General features: G+C 42.5%; 7 protein-coding genes. 3 read left to right on the forward strand and 4 right to left on the reverse strand.

Annotated features, from left to right (window positions below; genetic code table 11):
- From L5M38_RS23505 to L5M38_RS23515, 3 genes are all read right to left on the reverse strand, one after another.
- The coding region (locus L5M38_RS23505) for a transposase (protein WP_263179001.1) at window positions 1-174 on the reverse strand (174 nt) is incomplete at its 3' end.
- A gap of 27 nt (window positions 175-201) precedes the next feature.
- Window positions 202-2,466, reverse strand: coding sequence for an Ig-like domain-containing protein (locus L5M38_RS23510; RefSeq protein WP_263180480.1), 2,265 nt, complete (start codon window positions 2,464-2,466; stop codon window positions 202-204).
- Between the two features lie 9 nt (window positions 2,467-2,475).
- The gene (locus L5M38_RS23515; RefSeq protein WP_263180481.1) at window positions 2,476-4,857 is read right to left on the reverse strand and encodes an Ig-like domain-containing protein; all 2,382 of its coding nucleotides are present in this window, start codon (window positions 4,855-4,857) and stop codon (window positions 2,476-2,478) included.
- A gap of 110 nt (window positions 4,858-4,967) precedes the next feature.
- Here L5M38_RS23515 and L5M38_RS23520 point away from each other — a divergent pair, with 110 nt between their 5' ends.
- Complete coding sequence (locus L5M38_RS23520) at window positions 4,968-5,252, forward strand: hypothetical protein (protein WP_014620380.1); 285 nt, start codon at window positions 4,968-4,970, stop codon at window positions 5,250-5,252.
- Between the two features lie 8 nt (window positions 5,253-5,260).
- Here L5M38_RS23520 and L5M38_RS23525 read toward each other — a convergent pair whose 3' ends face one another.
- Window positions 5,261-5,779, reverse strand: a complete 519-nt coding sequence (locus L5M38_RS23525; protein ID WP_041409219.1) for a hypothetical protein — start codon at window positions 5,777-5,779, stop codon at window positions 5,261-5,263.
- Between the two features lie 24 nt (window positions 5,780-5,803).
- Here L5M38_RS23525 and L5M38_RS23530 point away from each other — a divergent pair, with 24 nt between their 5' ends.
- Both L5M38_RS23530 and L5M38_RS23535 read left to right on the forward strand, forming a co-directional pair.
- Window positions 5,804-6,073 (forward strand): hypothetical protein, encoded by a 270-nt coding sequence (locus tag L5M38_RS23530; RefSeq protein WP_263180483.1) that lies wholly within the window; start codon window positions 5,804-5,806, stop codon window positions 6,071-6,073.
- 42 nt (window positions 6,074-6,115) lie between these two features.
- Window positions 6,116-6,303: helix-turn-helix domain-containing protein (locus tag L5M38_RS23535; RefSeq protein ID WP_263179487.1), on the forward strand; the 188-nt coding region annotated here is incomplete at its 3' end.

Consider the following 6,303-nt stretch of genomic DNA (forward strand, 5'->3'; position numbering starts at 1 on the left):
TGTTAATGTTTTACCTGGCACGGGGCGACCTTCTTTTCTGGCAATATCTCGCCAATGATACAAGGTTTGCACCGCGATGCCTTCTTCCCGAGCGACCTCTGCGACCGTTAAGTTGTGAGGAGGTAATAATTTTTTAAGGATCGCTTCTTTACGTTCTGGTGAATACCGAGCCATATCGTTCTCTTTTGCCGCACCCTGTCTTTAAACATAATGATTATTTAGGGGTGACAACAATCCTGACACAGGGGGTACTCCTTCGGCTAATTGACCTTCTACTGTGCGTAAGTCATTAACAACAATTTCCGCAACTGGCTTATTGCTATCATTTGAAATATTTTTTGCCACAGCTAAAGTTGTCATTGAACCAGCATTAACAAGATTTGGTGGCTGATATGTAAAACTCTTACTCGCCACCCCTTTGTTGCCAAAAACGTCAGTCACCGTTGCTGTCAGTTTATAAATTTCATTAGCCTCTAAGGACGGGAACAGGCGCGGATACTGTAGGTTATATTTATGATTACCCTGATTAACGGTCGCTAAATAGACGGTATCATTAGATGCACCACCCGATATGACCACGCTATCAATGGTATAATCTGAGTCATCCTTAATGCCAAGCACAAGATTATCTAACCCTACGATTTGCGAAAAATCCTGACTTCCATCATTAGTAATGGTAACAAGTGGTGCAGACTTTTCGATATTGAAATCCATTAGTGGCGCTATAGTAGTCGCGCCATGATTTTCAACAATTTTTAGCTCCAAAGCATGATTACCTACTGCGATGGAATTAAGGTCGTATGTAAACTCCCAGTTGGTTAGGTTTCGGACCGTTTTTATCGCTGTTAGCGTATTACCGCCATATTGAATCACCGCCGACTTAATGTTTAGTCGTTCAAACCAACTACCTCCTGCTGGTTGAGTTACAAATGCTGTAAGCACATTCGTTACTGCATTAAATTCAAAGTTATTCAGGATGGGATAATATAGGTCGTTATATGTTGGCTCCCCATAAGTAATGTTAGCGTATAAGGTCCCTGTAGGTAGTCCCGTAGATGTTAAAGTTATAGGATCATGCAAATAGCCAGCCCCCCCAGTTATCATGTCCCATTTAAGACCATCGAAAACACAAGTTGTCTCACCGGCGGGGAAATTACAGACGTAACCACGTAGGGTTGCTGTTTGGGCGTATTCCCTTGGTTGTACTACAAGCTGGAAATTTGTCATTGTCGCAGGCAATATCGTGTTTTGGTGATAGATAGAGCCTCCATAATTATACTGTTGACCATTCAATATATAGGTCATTGAGCTAACTACTGGGGACTCAGGCGCGACAGGATCAAGGGTTAAATTGTATTGAATCGTTCCAGCGATCCATCGGCCAAAATCCACCCATTTTATTTGATTAGCGCCTGTATAGTTATAAGGGGCTGTCATATCAAAATAGCCATATTTACTATCTGTAGTAACGCTAACAGTCCCAACGCTGTTTTGAATAGCAAGCCCTGCAAGCACGCCAGCGTCTCGAACATTATCAATCGGCACTTGATACAAAATACGAATAGGGTTTGTTTTAACTGCCATACCTGCTTTGTAGGGCACAAACCCCACAAACGAAGGTGAAATACTTTGATCGGCGGTAGCATCTGGGTCAAATACAGCAATAGGAGCACTTGGAGCGCCACTATAATTGTCGAGGTAAAACGGCTTTATACTGCTGTAAGATATATTTCCTGCGGCATCGGACAATTCTGCTTGTAATGTATATTGTTGAGTAGCGTTATTGGCAGGGATGTTGCCGCTAATGCTAGAACCTGAATTGATTGATACTTGGTTAGTCACGGAATTTATGATCATATTACTGTTCACTATGACCACGCCAGTGTCTGCATTTTTAACAACAGCCCTTGCCGTTACTACTTCATCCACATCGAGCAGATAAAGCAACGAATTTTCTGGTTGCGTTGCTAAAAACCATACCGGTTCGCTGCCTGTTACCGAACCATACACGCCTTTACTCGCGCCGTACCACTCGCCAAAAGTTGGACCTACAGTGTCAATCGTCAATGGTTGGCTATATGTATCAATTATTTTCCCTAAGCTATTAATCGTTTCGACTTTTAAATTATAAGTGCCATCAGTGATCTTCGGCAATACAAGGATTTTACCGTAAAAGTCACGACCGCTAAAATTGAGCCGGTCTGACACTCGCACGAAATCTGTTGTTTGGGAATGCACAGAAACACCACTTCCGTTAAGCACTGACACAGATAATTTATTATCGAGCCCGGCAGAAAGATAAATGTTGGACTCATTGATGGGGTTGATAAGAGGGGTCGAAACAGATTTTTCTTTAGATGCTGTATCTAAGAATGAATAGCCCTCTATCGCGGCCATTACATTAAACGAACTGGTGTAGCCCAAGCCGAGCAATAAAGCACGTTTGATAAATGATAATTGAGACATGCGTTATCCTTAGTTATTTGACGTTATTTGAGGGATGTCGATCATAAAGCTCGCCGTCCCTTTGATGCCTGCTGACGCGGAGTAAACCGGAATCATCACCTCACCATGAATATCTGGTGTAATGGTGACTTCTTTCGTTTCACCCGGCATAAGAGTTGTTTGTAAGAGGTTAACCGCAATGCCCGCATCGCTTCGTAGCGTGATGAACGCTTGTTGCGGCCCGGCTGCAAGCTGCCCTTGAGAAGTGCGCAATACGCCCGTGCTGATGAATGAAATTGGCTTACCATCTGAGCTTTGTAATTGCTTATTCACGGCTAATGTATTGAGATTGCCAACTCGCAATAAATTGGGAGGTAAGTACAAAAAAGAGGACTTGATTGTAGAGGCATTACCCGCTGAATCAGCGGCTTTAACGGTGATAGTGTAAGTCTCATTCGCTTCGAGGCTTGGGAACAGCCTTGGGTAGTTCAGGTCGTACAGCCCCCCACCTAACTCGTTAGTCGAAACAAAGACAGTATCATTGGCTGCACCACCAGACAGAACAACGGTAATAATCGTTGCAGGGCTATCGTCAGTCATCTTAATTCGTAAACTTTCGAGGCCGTTGATCTCGCTTCCATTAATAATTGGTGCGCCAGTGGGGGACTGCAATTTAAGCACTGGTGGAGTTGTGTCATTGAGGTAGTTTGGCACTACCGTTTTCTCTGTACGATTACCGTAAGAATCCTGAGCATAAAATGAGATATTTTGCATACCGCTGGGAAGTTTATTAAGTTTAAAAACTGCTCGATGCTTGCCCGTATCAGTTGTTACCCAAGATTCAGGCTCTAACTCAACACCGAAGCTAGATTTCAATCGAAACACGTTTGTGAACCACATGCCTTTACGCCAATCGCTAGTTGTATTCGTGTCATACACACTGGCAATTACGGTATCCCCCGTAACCTCAATAGATTCGATAGTTGGCGGGATAAAATCCCAATAAGTATACCAATAGGTGAAATGAGCGCTAAATCGACCATCGACCACACCGTTGACGCTAGATTTAACTTCATAAGTATAAGGCGCATACCCAACCCCTGAGCTAAACACATGTGAAATTGACAAGTCACAAAATGTTTGACCAATAGGTATCACGCAAGAGCCAAAACTATGCAATATCGCAAGCTGTTCATATTTCATTGCTTCACTATGCAACCGTATCCGAACAATAGTAGTCCGTGACGCTACACTGATAGAACTACCACCAGTGCTACCATCCTCGGCAAACCACTCCACAGTTTGAGCTTGTTTAATTGGATTGCGATCTACACCATCCGCAAGTGTCACATTAAAACCACTGAAATATGAAACGGTGTAATATCCGCTAGGTGTCTGAGAAACCCAATAACCCTCTGCCATCGGATAAGTTAGCGTGTGATCCAAATAAACATAATCACCTTCTCGATAGTGGTAAGAAAGCCAACCCCAATCTCCATTGGCCGTTTTTGTTTCACGGAAAAGCATGCGGTAACGCACTTTTATAGGATTGTTTCCAACCAACATGCCAGGATTGTAAGGCATCCACGTAGATGTCGTTGGATTCCAGATATCACTCAATACGGGGCTGGTATACCCGCCTTTATCAATAAAAGATCGAGCAGTTACATCGGTATAATTTCCGGCCGCGTCATATACTCGAAAACCGGCTCGATACCAATTTCGCTGTTCAGGAAAAAGTGATGCTGGCAGTGAAGAAGTAAACACTGACGAGTCTAAAATATTCGCTTGGGCTGCTAATGAACTAATATCTATCCCGGTAGAGTCAGATTTAACAATGTACTTAGCTGACGCCAATCCCGAGCCGCCATCTGTTATATTTGAGAGCTTGAGAGAACCAAAATTTGCAGGGGAATAGGAGTAAACAGAACCACCATACGCTGTCATCGAATAACTTATATTTGAGGCGTCAGCATTAGGTCCAACGGTGTCTATCACAATAGACATCGACCAGCCACCTACGATAGTGCCATCTGCCGATAAGAGTTCTGACTTTAGCGTGTAACTGCCATCCAGTGACGGGGCTTTAATGCTGATAGTCTTACCGTAGAAATCTTTACCAAAACTACTAATTCTGTCTGATACGCCGATAATACCTGTAGTGACCTCATTAATCTTTACTCCATTAGAGAGCCAATAGAGCCTGATCTTTCTATCCAAACCCGCCGAAATAAAAACATTCATTGGCTGTGATAACTTGGGGTTTAATGCAGAGCCATTAGCCGCTGTTATTAATGATTGCTCTTGCATTGCTGAGGCAAAGGCAAACCCTTCAATCTCTGCGTATGCTATGTTAGGCACTAACAGTAATACCCCAGTGACCAATGGTAGTTTTGACTTAATCACTTTCATGTAAACCCCTATGTTAATTTAGAGGAATCCTAACACAAATCCATTAACTTGCGTTATATGAAAACCCAAGTAAGATATCGCTAATGCAGTACAATAATAGAGGTGAATTGATGAGAAAAATCGGAGTGTTACGATTGGCGCTGATAATGATCTCGGGGGGCGTGGCGTTTAACTGTGTATCTAATGACACCCCCGCAGCGAGGGCTTCTAACCAAAATATCACCGACAGTTTTACAATGGGGTACTACGAGAATATCTTGAAAAGCGGAAAAGTATCAGATGTTTCTGTTTCATCTTGGGAACAAAAAACGCACGAAATAACGAAAGGTAAAGCGACAGAATCAATGGATATATGGAAAGTAGAAACTGTCATAATCACAAAATCAAAAGAGTAATACAATTGCTAGCAGATGAACTCTTGAATCAGATAAGTTAGCTTAGAGTTGACCTGCTGAGCCAGTTTTAACGAGTTGGTGTATAATATTTTTTTATCATCCAATACAATAAGATAACCAGACTGTATAGTCTTCACCTCTGTTTTCAACGTATTTAAATCATAGATTCGACTCCTCAGTTTCACCCCAAAAAAACTCAAGCAGACCAGACAAGCCGAAGGATCTTTGTAAGACACGAACACACATTTACGCAAACCGACCAATATAGCGGCCACAACGCCCACCACATACATACCAATCCACGGCGTTAGCCCATGAAAATAATTTGAGTACAGTGAAAAAAATGAAAACACGGCCACTGCGACTAATGACCAAAAAACCCAATTAGGATAAGGGGTGAAAGAAGTACCAAACCAGACAACAACAGATTTGTTATTAGGGTAGGTTTTTATTACGTTAATCATTACGCCACTCCACTTTTTAAAACTACGGTTGGCGTGTATTATACCGGCCACTTCAACACTCACCTATAACGATCTTTGGTATGAAAATTGATAGTTACTCTTGATGAAATGGTTCGCGAATGTAGCGACATGTTAGCAAATGAAGAACCCGCGGTGTTAATCATCCAAATTCTTCATGCGCAAAACCAAAGCACTGGCTACAGCTTAAAACTCGCAAAAATAGCAGATACTCAAGATAGTATTATTATCTTGTACGACTTACAAATCATGACAGACAATCCATCAACCGCGCAAATATGGGTGAATAAATTCCGCAACTTGCACCGTCATGTACCGATTTATACCCGTGATCAATGAAGATGCTTGATTTTCAGTGAAATGAGGATCAAGCTAACGATTATGAAACTACTCCTTACTCCTGAACAAAAACAAGTCCTAGAGACCCAGCATGCTCAAACGCGTGACGGGCGTATTCGTGACCGCATCAAAGCAGTACTGCTTGCATCCGAAGGCTGGACCCCGGCAATGATTTCTCAAGCATTACGCATTCATGAAAGCACTGTACGTAATCACCTTGCCGATTACAC

This window comes from Shewanella sp. SM101, from assembly GCF_025654465.1.
Classification (GTDB): Bacteria; Pseudomonadota; Gammaproteobacteria; order Enterobacterales; family Shewanellaceae; genus Shewanella; species Shewanella oncorhynchi.

Excerpts from the sequence above, each read along its gene's own strand:
- L5M38_RS23510 (WP_263180480.1), bottom strand. The coding sequence starts at position 2,466 with ATGTCTCAATTATCATTTATCAAACGTGCTTTATTGCTCGGCTTGGGC.
- L5M38_RS23515 (WP_263180481.1), bottom strand. The coding sequence starts at position 4,857 with ATGAAAGTGATTAAGTCAAAACTACCATTGGTCACTGGGGTATTACTG.
- L5M38_RS23520 (WP_014620380.1), top strand. The coding sequence starts at position 4,968 with ATGAGAAAAATCGGAGTGTTACGATTGGCGCTGATAATGATCTCGGGG.